General features: G+C 70.2%; 19 protein-coding genes. 8 read left to right on the top strand and 11 right to left on the bottom strand.

Features of this window, described 5'->3' with window-relative positions; genetic code table 11:
- Positions 1-150: 150 nt before the first annotated feature.
- Positions 151-459, bottom strand: coding sequence for a hypothetical protein (locus ACFYZE_RS34525; RefSeq protein ID WP_043441655.1), 309 nt, complete (start codon positions 457-459; stop codon positions 151-153).
- A 576-nt stretch (positions 460-1035) separates the two neighbouring features.
- Positions 1036-2391 (bottom strand): peptidase S8, encoded by a 1356-nt coding sequence (locus tag ACFYZE_RS34520; protein ID WP_389003145.1) that lies wholly within the window; start codon positions 2389-2391, stop codon positions 1036-1038.
- Between the two features lie 475 nt (positions 2392-2866).
- Here ACFYZE_RS34520 and ACFYZE_RS34515 point away from each other — a divergent pair, with 475 nt between their 5' ends.
- The 3 genes from ACFYZE_RS34515 (at position 2867) to ACFYZE_RS34505 (ending at position 5934) form a co-directional block, all read left to right on the top strand.
- Positions 2867-3622 (top strand): trypsin-like serine peptidase, encoded by a 756-nt coding sequence (locus ACFYZE_RS34515; protein WP_389003142.1) that lies wholly within the window; start codon positions 2867-2869, stop codon positions 3620-3622.
- 321 nt (positions 3623-3943) lie between these two features.
- Complete coding sequence (locus ACFYZE_RS34510) at positions 3944-4951, top strand: NlpC/P60 family protein (protein WP_389003139.1); 1008 nt, start codon at positions 3944-3946, stop codon at positions 4949-4951.
- A 281-nt stretch (positions 4952-5232) separates the two neighbouring features.
- On the top strand, positions 5233-5934 hold the full coding sequence (locus ACFYZE_RS34505; protein ID WP_389003136.1) for a phosphatase PAP2 family protein: 702 nt from the start codon (positions 5233-5235) through the stop codon (positions 5932-5934).
- Between the two features lie 22 nt (positions 5935-5956).
- On the opposite strand, the gene ACFYZE_RS34500 is transcribed toward ACFYZE_RS34505, so the two are convergent.
- Positions 5957-7489, bottom strand: coding sequence for an FAD-binding oxidoreductase (locus ACFYZE_RS34500; RefSeq protein WP_389003133.1), 1533 nt, complete (start codon positions 7487-7489; stop codon positions 5957-5959).
- A gap of 405 nt (positions 7490-7894) precedes the next feature.
- Between ACFYZE_RS34500 and ACFYZE_RS34495 the strand changes: the two genes are divergently transcribed.
- Both ACFYZE_RS34495 and ACFYZE_RS34490 read left to right on the top strand, forming a co-directional pair.
- Positions 7895-8737 (top strand): hypothetical protein, encoded by an 843-nt coding sequence (locus ACFYZE_RS34495; RefSeq protein WP_389003130.1) that lies wholly within the window; start codon positions 7895-7897, stop codon positions 8735-8737.
- A 156-nt stretch (positions 8738-8893) separates the two neighbouring features.
- A complete protein-coding gene (locus ACFYZE_RS34490; protein ID WP_389003127.1) occupies positions 8894-9070 on the top strand; it encodes a hypothetical protein in 177 nt (58 codons plus the stop codon).
- Positions 9071-9080: 10 nt separating this feature from the next.
- On the opposite strand, the gene ACFYZE_RS34485 is transcribed toward ACFYZE_RS34490, so the two are convergent.
- Complete coding sequence (locus ACFYZE_RS34485) at positions 9081-9437, bottom strand: metal-sensitive transcriptional regulator (protein ID WP_389003123.1); 357 nt, start codon at positions 9435-9437, stop codon at positions 9081-9083.
- A 223-nt stretch (positions 9438-9660) separates the two neighbouring features.
- Here ACFYZE_RS34485 and ACFYZE_RS34480 point away from each other — a divergent pair, with 223 nt between their 5' ends.
- From ACFYZE_RS34480 to ACFYZE_RS34470, 3 genes are all read left to right on the top strand, one after another.
- Entirely contained in the window at positions 9661-10281 is a 621-nt protein-coding gene (locus ACFYZE_RS34480) for a DUF47 domain-containing protein (protein ID WP_055490603.1), read from the top strand.
- A 7-nt stretch (positions 10282-10288) separates the two neighbouring features.
- Positions 10289-11287 carry an anion permease gene (locus ACFYZE_RS34475; protein WP_389003120.1) on the top strand — a complete coding sequence of 333 codons (999 nt, stop codon included), beginning with the start codon at positions 10289-10291 and terminating at the stop codon, positions 11285-11287.
- Between the two features lie 86 nt (positions 11288-11373).
- Complete coding sequence (locus ACFYZE_RS34470) at positions 11374-11574, top strand: DUF5988 family protein (protein ID WP_389003117.1); 201 nt, start codon at positions 11374-11376, stop codon at positions 11572-11574.
- A gap of 111 nt (positions 11575-11685) precedes the next feature.
- Here the strand turns inward: ACFYZE_RS34470 and pstB are convergent, their stop codons facing one another.
- From pstB to ACFYZE_RS34435, 7 genes are all read right to left on the bottom strand, one after another.
- The gene (pstB, locus tag ACFYZE_RS34465) at positions 11686-12462 is read right to left on the bottom strand and encodes a phosphate ABC transporter ATP-binding protein PstB (protein WP_366027257.1); all 777 of its coding nucleotides are present in this window, start codon (positions 12460-12462) and stop codon (positions 11686-11688) included.
- A gap of 48 nt (positions 12463-12510) precedes the next feature.
- Complete coding sequence (pstA, locus tag ACFYZE_RS34460) at positions 12511-13572, bottom strand: phosphate ABC transporter permease PstA (protein WP_389003114.1); 1062 nt, start codon at positions 13570-13572, stop codon at positions 12511-12513.
- On the bottom strand, positions 13569-14576 hold the full coding sequence (pstC, locus tag ACFYZE_RS34455) for a phosphate ABC transporter permease subunit PstC (protein ID WP_389003111.1): 1008 nt from the start codon (positions 14574-14576) through the stop codon (positions 13569-13571). The genes pstA and pstC overlap by 4 nt, the downstream gene beginning before the upstream one ends.
- 101 nt (positions 14577-14677) lie before the next feature.
- Complete coding sequence (gene pstS, locus ACFYZE_RS34450) at positions 14678-15820, bottom strand: phosphate ABC transporter substrate-binding protein PstS (RefSeq protein WP_389003108.1); 1143 nt, start codon at positions 15818-15820, stop codon at positions 14678-14680.
- Positions 15821-16114: 294 nt separating this feature from the next.
- Positions 16115-16552, bottom strand: a complete 438-nt coding sequence (locus ACFYZE_RS34445; RefSeq protein WP_389003105.1) for an NUDIX hydrolase — start codon at positions 16550-16552, stop codon at positions 16115-16117.
- A gap of 68 nt (positions 16553-16620) precedes the next feature.
- Positions 16621-17811 carry a CHAD domain-containing protein gene (locus tag ACFYZE_RS34440; protein WP_389003102.1) on the bottom strand — a complete coding sequence of 397 codons (1191 nt, stop codon included), beginning with the start codon at positions 17809-17811 and terminating at the stop codon, positions 16621-16623.
- Positions 17792-20197, bottom strand: a complete 2406-nt coding sequence (locus ACFYZE_RS34435) for an RNA degradosome polyphosphate kinase (RefSeq protein WP_389003099.1) — start codon at positions 20195-20197, stop codon at positions 17792-17794. Before ACFYZE_RS34435 ends, ACFYZE_RS34440 begins: the two co-directional genes overlap by 20 nt.
- Positions 20198-20652 lie beyond the last annotated feature (455 nt).

Here is a 20652-nt window from a genome sequence, read left to right as displayed (position 1 = left end):
TGCCGCGCGGACGCGGTGTGGTGACTCGACATCAGGGAAACGCAACCTCAGCCGGTGGGCGCGACGGACGAATGGGTCGGAGGGGCTGCCGGGCGCGCCCGGCCGGGGACTGGCGGTGCGCCAGGTGGGCCCGGCGGTCCGGGGCCGGGCCTAGACGGCCATGCCGTACACGATCGTGAACAGCGTGCCCAGCGAGCCGATGATGAAGACCCCGGTCAGACCCGCGATGATGAGCCCCTTGCCCTGCTCGGCGCTGAACGTGTCGCGCAGGGCCGTCGCACCGATGCGCTGTTTGGCCGCGCCCCAGATCGCGATGGCCAGGCAGAGCAGGATGGCGACGGCCATCACCACCTCGACCATCACGCGAGCCTCGTTGCCCAGGCTGCCGAACGGTCCCCAGTCTGGGGCGATACCGCCGATGATCGTGTTGATGTCGCCTTTTGCGGCCGCGAGATGCATGTAAGTCACCGCCCCTGTTGGGTTGTTCCGTACCCCCTGCCACCGTCGCAGAGGCCAGGGCTATTGTCGCCGACAATGCCGCTGTCGTATGTCGACTTGGCGTCATTGATGGGCGGGTTTCGTACGTGTCCCTTGCGTCCGGCCCGCTCGGGACCCTCGCGAGGGGCGTGGACCGGTGTGTGAAGGGGCGTATGGTCACTGTGTGTATCACGGCGGGTCACACCGGGCAATGAAGTCGCAGCGGAACCCTGTGTGTGGTTCCGTCGTTGACTTCTTCTGCGCCGTGAGGGCCCGGTCGGCCCCTGGCGCGAGCCGACCGGCCGGCCCGTGGCGTTCGGGTGTCACCCGTACGAGCGGAAGGCTATCCCCGAACAGGGGGCGCGTGGACGTCGGGTGGCGGCATGTCAGATCGCACGGTTGTGCGTCGAAGCACGGGGCGTGCCGGGACGCCGGACGTGCCGGGAGCGCGCACGGCGACGGGCCGCGGCTGGTTGCCGCGGCCCGTCTCCCGGGGGGTGCCGTCGGTAAGTCCCCACTTACTCGCTGACGGCGTCCGTCATGTTGGGGGGAAGGGGATCAGTGGGTGAAGGCGTCGATCCCCTCCGGGGTGCCCCAGCCGGTCGGGCCGTCGTAGCCGGACCGGGCCGTGCAGAAGTAGCTGGTGGAGCAGGAGCCGTTGCTGCCGCTGGTGACGTCGTTGAGGGCGGACGTACCGGCCGCGGCGTACGGGTACGCGGCCGGGTAGTCGGTGCTGCCCGGGGTGCCGGCCAGGGCGTAGACCCCGGCGATGATGGGCGCCGAGGCGCTGGTGCCGCCGTAGGTCACCCAGCCGGTGCCGTCGCCGTAGGTGTCGTAGACCGAGACGCCGGTGGCGGGGTCGGCGACGGCCGAGACGTCGGCGACCATGCGCTTGGAGCAGCCGGAGTCGGTCTGCCAGGACGGCTTGGCGTCGTACGCGGAGCAGCCCGAGCCGGTGCCCTCGGTGCTGCTCGTGCTCCACACGCTCTCGCTCCAGCCGCGGCTGTTGGAGGCGGTGGACAGGCGGGTGCCGCCGACGGCGGTGACGTACTTGGAGGCGGCCGGGTACTCGGCGCCGTACCCCTCGTCGCCCGCGCTCACGGTGATCGCGACGCCCGGGTGCTTGAAGTACGAGGAGTCGTACGTCGAGTCGGAGGAGGACTCGGAGCCGCCGTAGCTGTTGGAGACGAACTTGGCGCCGAGTTTGACGGCCTCGTTGACGGCGGTGCCCAGGTTGCTCATCGAGGCGGACTTGGCCTCGACGAGCAGGATGTTGCAGTTCGGGCAGACGGCGGAGGCCATGTCGAGGTCGAGGGATATCTCACCGGCCCAGCCGCTGTCGGCGGAGGGGAGGGAGGTGGTGGAGCCGGTCTGGCTGACCTTCGTGAAGCAGCCGTTGTCGGAGGTGCAGTCCGGGAGGCCGTAGTAGGAGCGGTACTGGGCGAGGTCGGACTCGGCGTTCGGGTCGTCGTACGCGTCGACGATCGCGATGGTCTCGCCGGAGCCGTTGCCGGCGGCGGCGCCGGTCAGGCCGTAGGCCGACTGGAGGTCGGCGGGGCCGTAGCCGGTGGGGGAGTCGGAGGCGGCCTTCGGGGAGACGGCCTGGGGCGCGATGCCCTCCTCCTTGGCCCGCTGCCGCTGGAAGGCGGTGATGCCGCCGGTGACGCGCAGGGCGTTGCAGGCCATCTCGCCCTTCTTCTCGGGCAGGGCGCAGGAGCGGGTCCACGTCACCTTGGATGAGGCGGACGTGGCCGAGGAGGACTTCGCGGACGTGGTTCTCGCCGAGGTGGCCGCGTCCGCGTGGGCAGCGGCGCCGAGGCCGGCGAACACGAGGGCGGCGGTGGTGACGGCGGCCGAGCCCATGCGGCGCCACCTGCCGGGCCGGGCCGGTCTGATGGGGGGTGTCGTACGCAACGTGCGTTCTCCTGAGTCGGTTTGACAGGGGAAATGCGTGCGGGTGCGTCGCCGGTTCGGTGTCCCCGGCGACGAGGCGGCGGCCCGGGACGACCCTGACTTGTTGAGTACGCGACAAACAAGAGGGTCCGGAATTCCTGACTTGCGCATTGCCGAACCGAGGTGCCCGCCTTACTGGTCGATGGCCGGGGGATGGCGGGGGCGTGGCGTCGACTTGACGGGGTTCACAGGGAGGGCGCTGAGGCCGCGGAGGACCCTGAGAGCGCTGCGTGGGGCGGCTCTACGCGCATCCGCCCGCGGGGCGGATGAGGGCTAGTTTCGAACTGACGTTCATCGCACATACGCGCAGCGATCCGGAGGGAGGAAGTCCCTGTGGGCCGAATGCCCCTGCTGAGCTGCGGGAATGAGACCTCATTGAGGAATTTCAGGGTGCTCAAAGAGTTTTTCTCACCTTTCTAGGCCACAGTAAGAGGTGATGAAGCGCATCAGACGCCTCCCGGGCAACCGCCGGCACGCGTTCTTCGGCACGGTCGTGCTGCTGGCCGTCACGTCCTCCTCCGTGGCGGCGGCCGCCGGCGGTCCCGGACCGCTGGGCGTGACCGTGCAGGCGCCGGCCACTTCGGCCAGCTCCCGCATCGGCGCGCTGTTCGGCGAGTCCGGCGGGCTGGAGGGGGGTCACTTCTGCACCGCCTCCGTCTTGCACAGCAAGAACCGCAACCTGATCGTGACCGCCGCGCACTGCGTGGGCAGCGGCACCCTCTGGTTCGCCCCGGGCTACCGGGACGGCAAGGCGCCCTACGGTGTGTGGAAGGTGACCAGGACCTTCGTCGGTGACCGCTGGAGCGGCGGGCAGGACGAGGACAGCGACGTGGCGTTCGCCACCGTGGAGTCCATCGGCGGCGTCGAGGTCGAGAGCATCGTGGGGGGCAACAAGTTCGTCACCGGGCACGAGACCGGCGCCACCGCCGTCACCGTCACCGGCTACCCCGACTCCCAGGAAACCCCGATCACCTGCACCAACAGGCCGACCGTCCACAGCCGCACCCAGCAGCGCATCGACTGCCCGAGCTTCACCAGCGGCACGAGCGGCAGCCCCTGGGTGAACGGCTACGGCGAGGTCGTGGGCATCCTCGGCGGACACGAACAGGGCGGTTCCACCCCGGACGTGTCCTACAGCGTCGTCCTCGGACGTGAGGCCGCGGATCTGTACCGGACCGCGTCCGGCGGGTAGGACGGTCGTCGCGTCCGGCGGGCTGGACCGGCGCCGGTACAGCGGGTAGCACCTCTTCCTCGCCCGGCACATGGCTCCACCGCGCCGTGCCCTGCTTCCTCGTCCGGCACACAGGTCCACCGCCGTGCCCTGCATGCAGGACCACCGCCGCATCCGACGCGTAGCACCGCCACCGCCGTCCGGCGGTCGAAGTCCCCGGCCCCCCTTCCCCGGTGGCCGGTCTTCTGCGGTCCACGTCGTCCGGCCAGGGCTTTTCAGGGTCGCCGGACAGCTCTCGCCCCTACACTGACCCTCGGCGTACTCCCGGGCGGCGAGGGGCGGTTGACGGTGCGTAAGGCGTGGATCTGGGCGACCGTAGCCGTCGGTGCCGCGCTGAGCTTCGTGATGCTGCTCGTCGTCGGGGTCTACACGGTCGCGGGGAACCTCGCGAACGGCATCGGCGGGGGATCCGTCGCCCTCGCCAAGAACGCCGTGCCCGCCGCGTACTCCGCCATCGTGCAGAAGTGGGGCAACCTGTGCAGCGCCATCAACCCCGCGCTGCTGGCCGCCCAGCTCTACCAGGAGAGCGGCTTCAACCCGAACGCCACGAGCCCCGCCAAGGCCGAGGGCATAGCGCAGTTCATCCCCGGCACCTGGGCCATCCACGGCATCGACGGCAACGGCGACGGCAAGGCCGACGTCTGGGATCCGCGCGACGCGATCCCGTCGGCCGCCTCCTACGACTGCAAGCTCGCCTCCTACGTCAAGGACGAGCCCGGTAACCCGACGGAGAACATGCTCGCCGCGTACAACGCGGGGGCGTACGCGGTCATCCGGTACGGAGGCGTGCCGCCGTACAAGGAGACCCAGAACTACGTCAGGACGATCACCACCCTGGCGAAGAGCTTCGCCGCGCCCGTCCAGCGGCTCGACCCCTCCAAGCAGGCGGCCGGGGCCATCTACTACGCGCAGAAGAAGCTCGGCACTCCCTACCTGTGGGGCGGCGACGGCACGCCCGAGGAGGGCGGACGCTTCGACTGCTCCGGCCTGACCAAGGCCGCGTACGCGAGCGTCGGCATCACGCTGCCGCGCGTGGCCAACGACCAGTACAACGCCGGACCGCACCCCAGCCGGGACGAACTGCTCCCCGGCGACCTGGTGTTCTTCTCGCACGACCCGACCGATTCCCGCGCCATCCACCACGTCGGGATCTACGTCGGCGGCGGCTACATGATCGACGCGCCGAGAACCGGTGCCGTCATTCGTTTCGACCCGATCGACGGCTCCGACTACTTCGGGGCGACGCGTGTCACCGAGGATGGCGCGAAAGCGCTGCCCACCACGGTGTGAATCGGGATGTGAACGGCGTATGCGCGGGTGCGCCCTGGCTGGAACCTTCCCTCACGCTCACCCCCGTGAGCTGCGAAGACGTGTCTCTCTTCGATAACGTCTGCGTGATCATTCGGTGGAATGCGGAACGTTGGGAACAGGACTGTGCGTTCCTTCTCCCGTAGAGCGTTGACGTACGGCAGCCGGCTCGACGTGGAGCGGATCTACGACCACGGGGATGGTGCAGCGGCGCGCGCAAGGCGTGTCCGCGGGTGGGACGGACGACGAAGGGGCCGCGCACGATGGCTGGACTGGCCGAGTCAGGGTCGAACCCCGACGTCGATCTGCTCTACGACATCAATGGCCTGGCCAAGGAAGCACCGCACTGGTTCGACCGGGTCATGGGGTTCGTCGGCGAGTGGGGCCTGCTGCTCGCCATGGTGCTGCTCGTCCTGTGGTGCTGGACGAGCGTGCGGCGCAGGGGCGGCGAGGACGCGGCGTCGTCCGTGGCGGCGATCGTCTGGGCGCCGCTGGCCGCCGGTATCGCGGTGCTGGTGAACGTGCCGATCCGGGGCTTCGTGGAGCGCCCCCGGCCGTTCGTCGACCACCAGGGGCTCGATGTCCTCGTCACCGGCAAGACCGACTACTCCTTCGTCAGCGACCACGCCACGCTCACCATGGCCATGGCCGTCGCACTCTTCGTGGCGAACCGGAGGTTCGGGCTGCTCGGTCTCGGCCTGGCCCTCCTCGAGGGCTTCTGCCGTGTCTACATGGGCGTGCACTACCCGACGGACGTCATCGGCGGCTTCGCCCTCGGCACGGCGGTCGCCCTGCTGCTCTCCCCGCTCGCCACGGCGGTGCTCACCCCGGTCATGAAGGCCGTCGAACGCTCACCGCGCGCCGGCCGGCTGATCCGGGCCCGCGGGGGACGCGCCGCGGAGACCGTGATCTCCGGGGCGCGGCGCGAGTCGTCCTGCCCTCAGGACAGGGACCTGGCGGCGTAGGGGCCTTGGCGTCCCGGCGCGGTCACAGCGACTGCGGGAACGTGAAGAAGCCGTCCGGGTCGTACCGGTGCTTCAGCTGGGCGAGGCGGGTGGCCGCGTCGCCGTAGTACGCCTTCCGCCAGTTCGTCAGCGCCGGGTCGGTGTAGTTCTGGTACGCCGCCCCGGACGCGTAGCCGCGCATCGACGTGTGCGCGGAATTCAGCCAGGACTGCGCGGCTGCGCCGGAGGTGCCGGGCCGCCAGCTCGCGATGTACTGCGTCAGCATCCGCGACCGGCGGTGCACGAACGCCGTCGCCGTAGGTGCCACCCGGTTGACCGCGCCGCCGAGCGCGATGAAGGCGACGCTGCCCGCGCCGCCCCGTACCTGTGCGACCTGCCGCAGGATCGTCTGGATGCCGGCCGCCGGGATCGAGCGGTCGAAGAAGTCGGAGCGGGCCGCGTACGTCTCCCGGCCGAGGGCGCCCTGCGGGCTGCGACCCGGTGTCGAGCCCGGCAGGTGGCACTGGGCGGCTGTGGGGAAGGAGGAGCAGCCCGCGTACGCCTCCATCGCGCCCTCGTAGGAGTGCCGCCGGAGCGAGACGCTGCGTGCCGGGGCGCCCACCTCGGCGGCCAGGCGGTCGACGGCGTTCTGGAGATCGCCGTAGGTGCCGAGCGAGAAGGCTGCGACGGAGACGGTGGGGGTGCCGCCGTTCTCGAGGTGGCAGGAGGACCAGATCTCGTCGGGTTGGCCGGGGCCCCACTCCTGCCAGGCCCTGAGCACGGCGGCGGCCCTGGACCAGGGCCAGGTCAGGTACGCCGACACGGCCTGCGGCGCCGGGTGGGTCCTGAAGCGGAGCTCGGTGACGACGCCGAAGTTGCCGTTGCCCGCGCCGCGCAGGGCCCAGAACAGGTCCTTGTTCTCGGTGGCGTTCGCGACGATCTGCTTGCCGTCCGCCGTGACCAGGGTCGCCTGGGTAAGGCTGTCGCAGGTCAGTCCGTATGCCCGGGAGACCACCCCGTGGCCGCCGCCGAGGGTGAGGCCGGAGACGCCGACCGTGGGGCAGGAACCGGCGGGTATTGTCACACCCTTCGCGGTGAGCGCGCGGTAGACGTCGATCAGCTTGGAACCCGCGCCGACGACCGCCTCGCCGCCGCTCGCCCGTATCGTGTCGAGCTTGCCCACGTCGATGATCAGGCGTCCGTCCCCCGAGGACCAACCGGCGTAGGAGTGCCCGCCGTTGCGTATCGCGACCTTGACGCGGTGCACGCGCGCGTACGCCAGCGCGGTGCGGATGTCGTCGGTGTGCGCCACGTACGCCACGGCCGCCGGCTTCAGTCCGTCGAAGCGGGTGTTGTACAGCTGTCGGGCGGTGGGCCAGGCGCGGTCGCCGGGGCGCACCAGGGTGCCGTCCAGATCCCTGGCAAGGTCCGTCCAGTCGGCGGGGGCGTGCGCGCCGGCGCTGTCCGTCCGCAGGGACGTGCCGACGCCGGCCGAAGTGCCGCCGCTGCACGCGGTGGTGGTGACCGTCGCCGCGAGCGCGGCGGTGGCCCCGCCGATGAACGTACGCCGTTGCATGTGCGCCTCCCTTGGGTTCCGCAGAACGAGACGGGGCCTCGTCGCGGAGGGTTGCGCAGGGAAGTGCCACAGAATCGCTACAGGGTGAGCACGGTGTGGGCGCGCACGTCCGGCGTCGAACCCCTAGCCGGCCTCGTGCACCTCCGCGTCCGATCGCGCCAGGCTGCGGGCTCTGCGGGCAGGCCCCCGCCAGCCGCAACTGCACCGGGCCACACAGAAACGGCCCTGTTCGACCGTTGTCGTGCGGTGCTTCTCGGGACCGGTGGGGATGTCCTGATGCTCCACTCCGACAAGGTTACCCAGGGCAAGTGAACTGCCGAAGGCGCGCGTGACGGGTCCCCCTACCCGTCGTTAACCGGAACGACAGGAGGGCACCGGGACGGACCGGCTGGGGGTAGGCAGGCGATGGTGGTGCGGCAGCGCGGTCGGGTCGGTGCGGCGGTGGTCGCGACGGTGGGGCTCCTGGTCTGCTCGCCCTCGCTCACCGGCTGTGCCGGCGACGGGGCCGCCGCCGAGGACGCGCGCTCCGGCCCGGGCGCCGTCCAGGCGCTGCACCAGGCGGCGGCTGTCCTGGTGCGCGCGGGGACTTCCAAGGCCCGTACGTCGATGGAGATGGCGACCGGCGGCACCCGGGTCACCATCCGCGGCGAGGGCGTCTACGACTACCGGGGCCGGCTCGGGCGGCTGACCGTGACGCTCCCTCAGGACCCGGCGGGCGCCGACGAGCACCGTCCCATCACCGAACTGCTCGCCCCGGGCGCCCTCTTCATGAAGAACCGGGGCGCGGGGGTGCCCGCCGACAAGTGGGTGCGGGTCGACACGACCACGATCTCCGACGGCAACCTGGTCACCGGCGGCGCCACCGACCCGTACACGGCCGCGGAGCTGCTGCGCGGGGTGCGGAAGGCGACGTACGTCGGCAGGACCCGGGTCGGCGGGACGCCGGTGCGGCACTACCGCGGGGTCGCCGACATCGGGCTGGCGGCACGCGACGCGTCCGCCGGGAACAGGAAGGCGCTCCAGGCGGCGGCGAAAGGGTTCGCCACGGCCGAGGTCCCGTTCGACGCCTACCTCGACGACGAGGGGCGCATCCGCGAGGTCCGCCACCGGTTCAGCTTCGTGGGCGGGCGGCAGAGGACGCCGGTGGCGGTGGCGTCGACGACGGTGCTGTACGACTTCGGGGCCCCGGCCGACGTACGGCTGCCGGCGTCCGGGGACATCTTCGCCGGGAAGATCGCCGAGCAGTGAGGTGCGGGCGCGGGGCCGGCCTGGCGCAGGCGAGTGGCCGGAAGTGGCGCGGTTGAGGGGGGCCGGAAATGGTCCGTCCGTGCCATGCGCCGCCCAGGGGCCGCTCCCTACCCTAGGAAGCCGGCCCCAGGAAGCCGGTGACGGCAGAAAGAGGTGATGCACGTGGCTCCGGACGGCGGTACGGCAGTTCAGGACCACGTGGCCCTCGCCGAGATCGAACTGTGCGGTGACCTGATCATTGCGGCCTCGGCCGCGCACGAGGACCGGCTGAGTCTGGAAAGCATCGACGAGGTGCTGAGGGTGGCCGAGGAACGGGACGCCTCCGGCGAGTGAGCCGCCGTCGTCAGGTCCGCAGCAGGCGGCCGATCGCCTTCGTCGCCTCCTCCACCTTTGCGTCGATCTCCGCGCCGCCCTTGAGCGCGGCGTCCGCGACGCAGTGGCGCAGATGCTCCTCGAGCAGCTGGAGCGCGAAGGACTGCAGGGCCTTCGTGGAGGCCGAGACCTGCGTGAGTATGTCGATGCAGTAGACGTCCTCTTCGACCATGCGCTGCAGGCCGCGGATCTGGCCCTCGATGCGGCGCAGGCGCTTGAGGTGCTCGTCCTTCTGCTTGTGGTAGCCATGGATGCCGCGGTCGTGATCGGTCACCACGGCGTCGGTGCCCCCCGAGGGCGCAGTCGCGCCGGCCTCGGTCGTCGTCATCGCGTCCTCCTCGTGCCCCGCTGCGGAGATATACCCCCCACGGGTATATGATAACGAACTTTGCTGGGTATACGGCTCTTGGTCACTGCCCGGCCACCTCCGCAGTGCCCCCGTGAGGACCACACTGTCCGATGGGTGACACTGGAGGACGGCCCCTTAGCCGTGGCCGGATGATGCCCTTAGCATCAGCCTGACCGAAACCGAAGCATCCTGAGGACCCCACGTGCGATTTCGTCTGACCCCCAGGGAGACGAGCTTCTACGACATGTTCGCCGCATCCGCGGACAACATCGTCACCGGCTCGAAGCTCCTGATGGAACTGCTCGGGGCGGACGCCTCCGCCCGGGCCGAGATCGCAGAGCGTATGCGGGCCGCGGAACACGCCGGTGACGACGCCACGCACGCGATCTTCCACCAGCTGAACTCCTCGTTCATCACGCCGTTCGACCGTGAGGACATCTACTCCCTCGCCTCGTCCCTCGACGACATCATGGACTTCATGGAGGAGGCCGTCGACCTGGTCGTCCTCTACAACGTCGAGGAACTGCCGAAGGGCGTCGAGCAGCAGATCGAGGTGCTGGCGCGGGCGGCGGAGCTGACGGCCGAGGCGATGCCGAACCTCCGCACGATGGAGAACCTCACGGAGTACTGGATCGAGGTCAACCGGCTGGAGAACCAGGCGGACCAGATCCACCGCAAGCTGCTGGCCCACCTGTTCAACGGCAAGTACGACGCGATAGAGGTCCTGAAACTCAAGCAGATCGTGGACGTGCTGGAGGAGGCCGCGGACGCGTTCGAGCACGTGGCCAACACCGTGGAGACCATCGCGGTCAAGGAGTCCTGAGGCGTCCATGGACACCTTCGCTCTCATCCTGACCATCCTGGTCGCACTCCTCTTCGCGTATACCAACGGCTTCCACGACTCCGCGAACGCCATCGCGACATCGGTCTCGACGCGGGCGCTCACCCCGCGGGCGGCGCTGGCGATGGCGGCGGTGATGAACCTCGTCGGCGCCTTCCTCGGCAGCGGCGTGGCGAAGACGGTCAGTGAGGGACTGATCCAGACGCCCCAGGGCGGCAAGGGGATGGGCATCCTCTTCGCGGCACTGCTCGGCGCCATCGTCTGGAACCTGATCACCTGGTACTACGGGCTGCCGTCGTCCTCGTCGCACGCGCTGTTCGGCGGACTGGTGGGCGCGGCCCTCGCGGGCGGTACGGCGGTGCACTGGTCCGGCGTCGTGGACAAGGTCATCACTCCCATGTTCCTGTCGCCGGTGGTGGGCCTGATCGTCGGCTACCTGGTGATGACGGCCATCATGTGGATCTTCCGCCGATTCAACCCGCACAAGGCGAAGCGCGGTTTCCGGATAGCCCAGACGGTGTCGGCCGCGGGCATGGCGCTCGGCCACGGTCTGCAGGACGCGCAGAAGACGATGGGCGTCGTGGTGATGGCCCTGGTCATCGCGGACGTCGAGAACTACGGGGACCCGATCCCGGTGTGGGTGAAGCTCGTCTCCGCGGCGATGCTGTCGCTCGGCACGTACGCGGGCGGCTGGCGCATCATGCGCACGCTGGGCCGCAAGATCATCGAACTGGACCCGCCGCAGGGGTTCGCGGCGGAGACCACTGGGGCGTCGATCATGTTCGCGACGGCGTTCCTGTTCAAGGCGCCGATCTCCACGACGCATGTGATCACCTCGGCGATCATGGGTGTGGGCGCGACCAAGCGGGTGAACGCGGTGCGCTGGGGCGTGGCGAAGAACATCGTCCTGGGCTGGTTCATCACGATGCCGGCGGCGGCGCTGGTCGCGGCCACGGCGTTCGGGCTGATCAACCTGGCGTTCCTGTAGGGACGCGGCCGCGCCGACTCCGGTTGCCGCCGTGCCGGCCCGTGGCTTCGAGATGCGGGTGTCGGCAGGGTGGCAAAACTGGAGGTATGGGTAGCAAGGCACTTCTTGAAGGTGGACCCGAGGAACTGGCCGGAAAGGTCGTCCCGGTTGTCCCTCCTGGCCAGGAGCTCAAGATTCCGCACCGTGGTGGGTACGAGCATTACAAGGTCACCACGCGCCATGAGGACGTCGAGGAGCAGAACGTCACCGTCTACCGGTGGTGGGAGCGTACGGAAGTGGCCGAGTAGCGGCCCGGGACACGAGCGGGCCCGCCCCCGGGAGCCGGGGGCGGGCCCTCTTCGGCCTCGCGGTGGCACCGCCATGCAGCACCGCGAGGGGTCTTCGGACGGACCGCCGGATCAGCCGAAGCGACCCGAGATGTAGTCCTCGGTCGCCTGGACCGACGGGTTGGAGAAGATCCGCTCGGTGTCGTCGATCTCGATCAGCTTGCCCGGCTGCCCCACGGCCGCCAGGTTGAAGAACGCCGTACGGTCCGAGACACGGGCCGCCTGCTGCATGTTGTGCGTCACGATGACGATCGTGAAGCGCTCCTTCAGCTCGCCGATCAGGTCCTCGATGGCGAGGGTGGAGATCGGGTCGAGGGCGGAGCAGGGCTCGTCCATCAGGAGCACCTTCGGCTCCACCGCGATCGCCCGCGCGATGCACAGACGCTGCTGCTGACCACCGGACAGACCGGAGCCCGGCTTGTTCAGGCGGTCCTTCACCTCGTTCCAGAGGTTGGCGCCCTTGAGCGACTTCTCGACGACGTCCGCCAGCTCGCTCTTCTTGTAGTTGCCGTTCAGCCGCAGACCGGCCGCCACGTTGTCGAAGATCGACATCGTGGGGAAGGGGTTCGGGCGCTGGAAGACCATGCCCACCTCACGGCGGACGGAGACCGGGTCGATCCCGGCGCCGTACAGGTCCTCGTCGTCGAGCAGCACCTTGCCCTCGACGCGGCCACCGGGGGTGACCTCGTGCATACGGTTCAGTGTCCGCAGGAACGTCGACTTGCCGCAGCCGGAGGGGCCGATGAACGCCGTCACCGACCGCGGCTCGATCGACATCGAGATGTCCTCGATCGCCTTGTGGGAGCCGTAGTAGGCGGTGAGCCCGCTTACGTCGATTCGCTTGGCCATGACTACTTCACTTCCAGAAAGTCTTGATCGGTCGCTGTATGGCCGCCCTCAGCGACCGGTCTTCGGGGCCTTCCAGCGGGCGATGCCGCGGGCCAGCAGGTTGAGGATCATCACGAAGGCGATCAGCGTCAGCGACGCCGCCCAGGCACGGTCGTACGCCGCGTTGGCGCCGGCGCTGTTCGCGTACTGCTGGTAGATGTACAGCGGCAGCGACTGCTGGGCACCCTCGAAGGGGTTGGCGTTGATGAAGCGGTTGCCGAACACCAGCAGCAGGACCGGCGCGGTCTCACCGGCGATACGGGCGATCGACAGCATGATGCCGGTCGTGATGCCGCCGATGGAGGTGGGCAGGACCACCTTCAGGATGGTGCGCCACTTCGGGACGCCGAGCGCGAGGGACGCCTCGCGCAGCTCGTTCGGGACGAGCTTGAGCATCTCCTCCGTGGAGCGGACCACCACCGGCATCATCAGGATGGCCAGGGCGAGCGAACCGGCGAAGCCGAAGGGCTCCATCTTGAAGATCAGCATCAGGCTGAGGATGAACAGACCGGCGACGATCGACGGGATACCGGTCATCACGTCGACGAAGAAGGTGACGGCCTGGGCGAGCCTGCCGCGCCCGTACTCCACCAGGTAGATGGCGGTGAGCACGCCGATCGGCGCGCCGATGACGGTGGCGAGGCCGACCTGCTCGAGGCTGCCGAGGATGGCGTGGTAGATGCCACCGCCGGGCTGGGAGTCGGGGACGACGCCCATCGAGTGGGTCAGGAAGTAGATGTCGAGGACCTTCACACCGCGCGAGAGGGTCGTCCACACCAGGGAGACCAGCGGAACCACGGCGAGCAGGAAGGCCACCCACACCAGGGAGGTCGCGATGCGGTCCTTGGCCTGACGGCGGCCCTCGACGCGCGCGGCGATGGCGTAGGTGCCGAGGAGGAAGAGGATCGTGGCGATCAGGCCCCACTGGATGTGGCTCGTGAGGCCGGCGGCGGCGCCGATGCCGCACGCGACGGCGATCGAACCGGCGGCGATGGCCCACGGGGACCACTTGGGCAGGCTGGCGCCGCGCAGGGTGCTGGGGCGCTTGTCGGCGACGGCTGCGGTGCTCATGCGTTGGCCCCCGAGTATTCCTTGCGGCGGGCGATGATCGCGCGGGCCGCGCCGTTGACCAGCAGGGTGATGACGAACAGGACCAGACCGGAGGCGATCAGCGCGTCACGGCCGTACTCCGTCGCCTCGTTGAACTTGCTGGCGATGTTCTGGGCGAAGGTGCCGCCGCCCGGGTTGAGCAGGCTGCCGTGGATGAGGAAGTCCGGGGAGATGACGGTGGCGACGGCCATGGTCTCGCCGAGCGCGCGGCCGAGACCGAGCATCGAGGCGGAGATCACGCCGGAGCGGCCGAAGGGCAGCACCGCCATGCGGATGACCTCCCAGCGCGTGGCGCCGAGGGCGAGAGCCGCCTCCTCGTGCATGCGCGGGACCTGGCGGAACACCTCACGGCTGACGTTGGTGACGATCGGCAGGATCATGATCGCCAGCAGGATGCCCACGGTGAGCAGCGAGCGCGGCGGGCCGCCGTCCCAGGAGAGGATGCCGGTCCAGCCGAAGTAGTCGTTCAGCCAGCTGAAGAGGCCGGTCAGGTGCGGTACGAGGATGAGGGCGCCCCACAGGCCGTAGACGATGGACGGCACGGCGGCGAGCAGGTCGATCACGTACGCGATGGGGCCGGAGAGCCGGCGCGGGGCGTAGTGGGTGAGGAAGAGCGCGATGGCGACCGCGATCGGGACCGCGATGACCATGGCGATGATCGAGGAGACCACCGTGCCGAACGCCAGGACGGCGATGCCGAAGACCGGCGGAACGGCTCCGGTGTTCCACTCGAAGGTGGCCAGGAAGTTGCCGTGGTCCTTGCTGATGGCCAGGTAGGCCCGGTAGGTGAGGAAGGCCGCGATCGCGGCCATGATCACCAGCAGCAGGATGCCCGACCCACGGGACAGACCGAGGAAGATCCGGTCTCCGGGCCGGGTGGCACCGCGGGCCGCGCGCTTCTGTTCGGCCACGGAAGGCTGGGGGGCGGGGGGAGGCGCTTGTGTGTTCTTTGTTGATATGTCCATCGGGATCTCCGGTCTGCGGAGCCGCGCTCGTGGCTAGGCTCCAGGCGGCGGTGCACCGGACGGTGCGGCCCGGCCCCAGGGGGCCGGGCCGCACACTCAGGTCAGCTCAGGCCCTCGATGGTGGTGCGGACCTTGGAGATGATCGCGTCGGGGATCGGCGCGTAGCTGTTCTGGGTCAGGATCGACTGGCCGTCCGTGCTGGCGATGTAGCGCAGGAAGGCCTTGGTGGCGGGCAGGGTGTCAGCCTTGTTGCCCTTGTCGCAGACGATCTCGTACGTCACCAGGACCATCGGGTAGGCACCGTCGGCCTTGGTGTTGTAGTTGAGCTTCAGCGCCAGGTCCTGGCCGGTGCCGACGACCTTGGCGTCCGCGATGGCCTTGCTGGCGGCGTCGGTGGAGGGCTTGACCGGGGAGGAGGCGCCGGTGTCGATGGCGACCGTGTTCATGTCCTTGGCGTAGGACAGCTCGAAGTAGCCGATGGCGCCGGCGGTCTGCTTCACCTGCTGGGCCACACCCGCGGACTGCGGAGCGGACTGGCCGCCCGGGGCCTGCCAGGCCTTGCCGCCGGAGTACTTGCCCCAGACGGCGGGGGCCGCGGCCTTGAGGTACTTGGTGAAGTTGTCCGTGGTGCCGGACTCGTCCGAACGGTGGAAGGCCGAGATCTTGGTGGACGGCAGCTTGGCGTTCGGGTTCAGCTTCTTGATCGCCGGGTCGTCCCAGGTCTTGATGTCGCTGTTGAAGATCTTGGCCAGCGTGGTGGCGTCCAGGACCAGGTTGTCCACGCCCGGCAGGTTGTAACCGAGGGCGATCGGGCCGCCGACCATCGGCAGGTCGATGCCCTGGCCGCCGCCGGTGCAGATCTTCTTGGAGGCCTCGATCTCTGCGGGCTTCAGCGCGGAGTCGGAACCGGCGAAGGCGAGCTGGCCCTGGGTGAACGCGGTGACACCGGCACCGGAGCCGCTGCCCTTGTAGTTGATCTGCACACCCTGGCAGGCCTGGCTGAACGCGGCCGTCCAGGCGTCGATGGCGTTCTTCTGCGCGGAGGAGCCGTCGGCGAGCAGCTGGCCCTTGGCGTTGTCGCACTTGATGGAGCCGGCGTTCGACGCGCCGGCGGAGGCGCTGCTGCCCCCGCTGCTGCTCTTCGAGCCCGTGTCGTCAGAGCCGCACGCCGTGAGGGCCAGGGCGCCGGAGACGGCGAGAGCACCGAGGGTGAGGGCCCGCCGGTTCATGCGCTGAAGCTTCACTTTCGGGAGTTCCTTCCAGGAGCCGCCGTCCTGATTCGGCGGCGTGCGAAGTGGGGTGATGAGGGCGCACACATGAGGTCGCGCCCGCCACCTGGTAAGGCCGAAATTAGGCAGATCAGGTGAAGGCGCCTATGGCCGAAAGTGAACGGGGGGTGAACCCCTGCGGACGGTGTGGTTAGGTCACGGAACGCTTACGTTGAGGACACGGGGTGATCCCGGATTCTCCTCACGACCTCCGTCACTCTACGCAACGGTTCTCATCCACTCATGTCGGGCTCCCGCCTGCCGCGCGTGTCATTCCGCGACGGGTGTCCGGGCGGTCGGCTGCTCCAGTACCCGCAGCAGGCTGTCGACGAGTTCCTTGTCACGCGGCTGGGTCAGACGGTGGCGGGCCGCGACCGGGGGGAGCCACAGGACGCGGTCGACCTCGCGGTTGGGGGCGAAGGAGCCCTCCGTCGCCTCGGCCGCCCAGTAGTGGACCTGCTTGGGGCGGCCGCCCACCGGATAGCGCGCGGTGGGCAGGGGCGCGCCGGGCACGGCGGTGTAGCCCGTCTCCTCCGCCACCTCCCGCAGCGCCCCCGTGAGCGGGTCCTCGCCGCGCTTCAGCTTGCCCTTGGGGTGGGACCAGTCGTCGTACTTCGGCCGGTGGACCAGACAGATCTCCAGCGCGCCGTCGACCGGCGAGCGGCGCCACAGGACACAGCCCGCCGCACGGATGGTCTCCTCGGTCATCGGGTGCTCCGGCTCCTCTCTCACGCATACGGTGCGCGCCCCCGTGAGCCCTGCCGTCCCTGCGGCGTCTACGGAGTACCCACCGCCTGCTTCTGCCAGGACTGCTGGAAGGCGAAGCGGGCCGCCTCCACCTCGTGGCGCTGGTCGGCGTGCAGCACGCCCAGGGCGTACGCCGTCGCCGGGGCGATGCGCGGGGTGCGGGCCGCCGCTGCCGCCGCTGCCGCCGCCTCCGAGGCGTCCCGGTGCCGGTCGAGGGCCTGCCCGGCCGCCAGCAGCCGCAGGTCGACCGCCGCGTTCTCGCCGTACCGCCCCTGCAGCACCTCCAACGCGTAGCGGTGCAGCCGCAGCAGCAGCCGGACCTGGTGCCAGGGGCCGTCCTGCGGGTGCGGGGCCGGGTCCGGGGACAGACCGTGCACGAGGGCCTCCGCGTTGTACGGGTGGCCCGCGGTGACCAGCGGCAGGGCGGCCACCGCGTCGGTAAGCCGCTCCTCGGCCGCCGCGGCCGACGGGCGCAGGTCGGCGGTCGCCGCGGCCGGGGTGAGCGGGACCTCGCTGGCGAGGACGGCGACGCTGTCCGCCACCGCGTGGAAGCGGCTGGAACCGAGCGCCTGCAGGGCCGCCGAGTGGGCGCGGGTGCGGGCCAGGGTGAGCTGACGCTCCAGCAGGGCGCCCGCCTTCGCGGCGCCCACGGTCAGGTTGCCGCGCTCGGGAACGCCGACCCGGTCGCGCGGCCCGGCGCCCTCCGCCGCGCCGGTCGTCTGCGTGGGGAAGGCCGACGAGCCCGACAGCCGGTGCAGCGCGAGCAGCAGGCGGTCGAGCCGGGCCGCGTACGCGTGCTCGCGGGCCAGCGTGCCCGACAGCCAGGCCAGCTCCGGCCGCATCGCCTCCGACCACTCGGCGTCGAGCAGGGCGCGGAACGTGTGCAACGTGCCGCTGATCCGGCGGGCCGAGCGGCGCAGGGCGAGCGCGGCGTCGCCGGAGTCCTCGGTACCGCCCCCCTCCCCCGCACGCGACTTCCCCCGAGCGGGCAAACCCCCTTCACCGGCCTCCCGGTGCTGGCGCAGCGCACGGAGGAACTCCGTGGCCTGGGCCCGCAGGTACTCCGCGAGGGCGTCCCCGGTGGGGGCGCCTGCCTGCTCATGGGGGTCCCCCCGCTCGAGCGAGGTCGAGAGTGGGGGAGCAGTCGAGAGCTTGGGGGAGGGCCCGGCCGTGCGGTCGACCGTGGGGTCGGAGGGGGGATCAAGGTGTTGCTGTGCCACGCCGGCGCCTCCGGGCGTCTATGAGCATCTCCTGGATGTTCGGCAGGGGCTGGCCGTCGGCGTCGAAGGCGTGCCGGATCCACTCGCCGTCCGGGCCCAGGTGCCAGGACGAGGTGGTGTCGGACATACCGGTCTCCAGGAGCCGGTTGAGGGCCGCCCGGTGCGCCGGGTCGGTGACCCTGACGAGTGCTTCGATACGGCGGTCGAGGTTGCGGTGCATCATGTCGGCGCTGCCGATCCACACCTCCGGCTCGCCGCCGTTGCCGAAGGCGAAGACGCGGGAGTGCTCCAGGAAGCGGCCGAGGATGGACCGTACGCGGATGTTCTCGGACAGGCCGGCCACGCCCGGGCGCAGCGCGCAGATGCCGCGCACCCACACGTCGACGGGGACGCCCGCCTGGGAGGCCCGGTAGAGGGAGTCGATGACGGCCTCGTCCACCATCGAGTTGACCTTGATGCGGACGGACGCGGGCCGGCCGGCCCGGTGGTGCTGGATCTCCTTGTTGACGCGGGAGACCAGGCCGTCGCGCAGGGACTTGGGGGCGACCAGCAGGCGGCGGTAGATCTCCCGGCGGGAGTAGCCCGACAGCCGGTTGAACAGGTCGGACAGGTCCGCGCCGACCTGCGGGTCCGCGGTCAGCAGCCCCAGGTCCTCGTACAGGCGTGCGGTCTTCGGGTGGTAGTTGCCCGTGCCGACGTGGCTGTACCGGCGAAGCGTTTCACCCTCCTGCCGCACCACGAGCGACAGCTTGCAGTGGGTCTTCAGCCCGACGAGACCGTAGACGACGTGGCAGCCCGCCTCCTCCAGCTTGCGGGCCCACTTGATGTTGGCCTGCTCGTCGAAGCGGGCCTTGATCTCCACCAGTACGAGGACCTGCTTGCCGGACTCGGCGGCGTCGATCAGGGCGTCGACGATCGGAGAGGTCTCCGAGGTGCGGTACAGCGTCTGCTTGATCGCGAGGACGTCCGGGTCGGCCGCGGCCTGCTCCAGGAACGCCTGCACGGACGTGGAGAAGCTGTCGTACGGGTGGTGCAGCAGGACGTCCCGCTCGCGCAGCGCGGCGAAGATGTCCGGCGCGGACGCCGACTCGACCTCCGCGAGGTCGCGGTGGGTGCCGGCGACGAACTTGGGGTACTTCAGCTCGGGCCGGTCGAGGTTGGCGATGCCGAAGAGGCCGGTGAGGTCGAGGGGGCCGGCCAGCGGGTAGACCTCGGCCTCGGAGATCTTCAGCTCGCGCACCAGCAGGTCGAGCACGTAGCGGTCGATGGACTCCTCGACCTCCAGGCGCACCGGCGGGCCGAAGCGGCGCCGCATGAGCTCCTTCTCCAGGGCCTGGAGCAGGTTCTCGGCGTCGTCCTCCTCGACCTCGAGGTCCTCGTTCCGGGTTATCCGGAAGGTGTGGTGCTCCAGCACCTCCATGCCCGGGAACAGCTCCTCCAGATGCGCGGCGATGACGTCCTCGATGGGGACGTAGCGCTGCGGGGAGGCCTCCAGGAAGCGGGAGAGCAGCGGCGGCACCTTGACACGGGCGAAGTGGCGGTGCCCGGAGACCGGGTTGCGCACGACGACCGCGAGGTTCAGGGACAGTCCCGAGATGTACGGGAAGGGGTGCGCGGGGTCCACGGCGAGCGGGGTGAGCACCGGGAAGATCTGGTGCCGGAACAGCGTGAACAGCCGCGCCTGCTCCTTGTCCGTCAGCTCGCTCCAGCGGACGATGTGGATGCCCTCCTCCGCGAGGGCGGGGGCGACGTCCTCCTGGAAGGTGGCGGCGTGCCGGGCCATCAGCTCGCGGGAGCGGGCCCAGATCATCTCCAGCACCTCGCGGGGCTGGAGGCCCGACGCGGACCGGGTGGCGACCCCGGTGGCGATACGACGTTTCAGTCCCGCGACCCGGACCATGAAGAACTCGTCCAGGTTGCTGGCGAAGATCGCGAGGAACTTCGCGCGCTCGAGGAGCGGCGTGTTCGGATCCTCGGCGAGCTCGAGGACACGCTCGTTGAACTGGAGCCAGCTGCGCTCGCGGTCCAGGAAGCGGCCCTGGGACAGCTGGGCGCTCTCGGCCTCCTCGTAGGCGTCGAGGTCGGCGTCGAGGTCGGGATCGAGTCCGGAGACCGCCGCGGCCACGGTGTGCGGGCGGTGCGCGGCGATGGAACCCACGGAGGGCTGCTGATTCTGCATGTTCGCGCGACCCGACGGCTCTCCCTCACGGGGGGTGACGGGGGACGGGTGGACCGGCGCCTGGGCGTTCTGCTGGCTCATAAACCCATTCTTCCGCGCCGAACGGGTGACGGGCGCGTCGGAACGACCGGGCGGCAGTGAGCGCGCACGGTCCGCACCGGCCCCGTTGTCCGGGGGCGGCAAGGGCTCTGGCACGGCGACGTTCATTCACTGAGCGTCGCAAGCCCGTCTGAATCAATGGTTACGGCGACATGACGTGCGGGATAGCGGGGGGAGGCCCGGCGACGTCGCCCCCGCCGCCCCACCCGTCCCATCCTCCAGGGGCTCCGCCCCTTCAACCCCGCCAGGGTCTCCGCCCCTGGCCCCGCTCGGGTCTCCGCCCCAGACTCCGGCGGGACTGCGTCCTCTGGGCCCCGCTGGGGCTCCGCCTAAGACCCCGGCGGTGACTGCGTCCTCTGGGCCCCGCTGGGGCTCCGCCTAAGACCCCGGCGGTGACTGCGTCCTCTGGGCCCCGCTTGAGGCTCCGCCCCAGACCCGGGCGGGGACTGCGTCCCCTGCACCCTCGGGGGTCCGCCCTTGCGTCGCGGGGCTCCCCCCAGACCCCATCCGGGGGTCAGCCCCCGGGCCCCGCTCCTCAGACGCCGGAGGGGCTGAATTTCCGC

It is taken from the genome of Streptomyces sp. NPDC001796, assembly GCF_042892355.1.
GTDB lineage: Bacteria > Actinomycetota > Actinomycetes > Streptomycetales > Streptomycetaceae > Streptomyces.
Note: the sequence above shows the minus strand (reverse complement) of the source record. Positions and strands in the feature narration are given on the sequence as shown.